Source organism: Vibrio sp. 10N.237.312.B06, assembly GCF_041464685.1.
GTDB lineage: Bacteria > Pseudomonadota > Gammaproteobacteria > Enterobacterales > Vibrionaceae > Vibrio > Vibrio tasmaniensis_A.
In genome coordinates, this window is the sequence record NZ_JBFSPI010000194.1 from 1 (window position 1) to 1425 (window position 1425).

1 protein-coding gene is annotated in these 1425 nt (G+C 44.4%); it reads right to left on the reverse strand.

Features of this window, described 5'->3' with window-relative positions; genetic code table 11:
• Positions 1 to 20: 20 nt before the first annotated feature.
• On the reverse strand, positions 21 to 1343 hold the full coding sequence (locus tag AB6C75_RS23475) for an IS4-like element ISVbsp1 family transposase (protein WP_009845967.1): 1323 nt from the start codon (positions 1341 to 1343) through the stop codon (positions 21 to 23).
• Positions 1344 to 1425: the final 82 nt, after the last annotated feature.

Genomic DNA, 1425 nt, shown 5'->3' on the forward strand with positions numbered 1-1425 from the left:
TAATGCCGTTCGGATAAGCATTATTGCTTGAACCTGAACGGATATTTGGCTGGGACAAAGAGGACTGAACGTGGAAACGTTCGGTCCTTTCTTTTATCTGGAAGAATGAAGTGACTCAAACTGTCTCTCATCCTTTTCAGTTTTACAGGTAGAGTTCCGTCTGGACTTAAAGCTAACCAACGTAATTGCGCATCAATAAGGTTAATTGCGGCGGTAAAACTGACCCTAGTCGCTCGAACCCCGGCTTCTGAAGCTATCTTAACCATCTCTAATCGCACTAAGTTATAGGCAAGTAATACGCCCCACAGCTCTTGCTTCACACCGGCAGAAAAACGACTTCGTAAAGTGACGTGACTTTGCAGTTGAGTCTGTTTAATTTCACCATAACCTTCTTCTATCTCCCAGCGTTGCCAATAAATACGCAGCAGGCTTTCTAGCGAGTATCTACTAGGGTCTGTAAGTGAAGTAATAAAACCTTTTATCTCACCTTTTGGCTCTTGATATAGGACTAATCTGGCTTCCCAACGTGCGGGTAAATTCGGATTCTGCCGTTGAGCTTGAGGAGATATGGGCATTGAGATGAGCATGTCGTTCTCCGCATATTTCTCCAACACTTCATAGCGTAGCTTACGCTTTGCAGGCATTAACCAGTGAGCATTTTCCGCACTCTCTTGCCACGACAACAAGAGGTCTGCCGAGAAATAACAACGATCAAATAAGGTCAATGAATGTGCGGGGATATCATTGAATAGGCGCTTAGCTAAGGTCGTTTCACCGACATGACAGCCATCAAAAGCCGCCCCCATAATCATTCGAGTTTCTGTTGACATCAAAGCGACTAAACGAAGTTGAGGGTAAGGTTTCAATTTTTTAGAGATGAACCCAAATTCTTCAGCGTTCTCTGGGGAATCTTGGCACCTAAATGTTGTCCCATCGACAGCAAGAACATTAAGCTCTAAGTCTTTGTCTTGTTGAAGGATATCTCCATTCCAAGCCTTTACCGTTGTGTGAAACAGAGCCGCTAACGGACTCTCATCTAGACGTCGGCGTGAATCAGTTAGGACACTGGGTGCAACACGAGACCAGCTATCTTCAGGTTTAGGCTGAAGTGCAATGTCTAATGAACTGCACACCTCTTTGATAGACATGTTGCGTTGCAGCCCCATCCAAATAACTAACCAGACAGCTTGCTGAGCGGGAAGCCGACGTCGTCTTATGCTCGCTTTATTGGTTTCAAGAAGAGCTTGTTCTATCCACTCAATCTGAATGGCGTCGACAACAGATTCATAATTGTCGGCATCTTCAATGGTCTCGTGTGCCATTGCTAATTCTTGTTCAAGCATAAAAAAATCCCCATCAACGTTGTTGATGGGGATTATCTGCTAACTGCAAGATCGTTCAAGTCTTCTTAAACGATCGGCATTA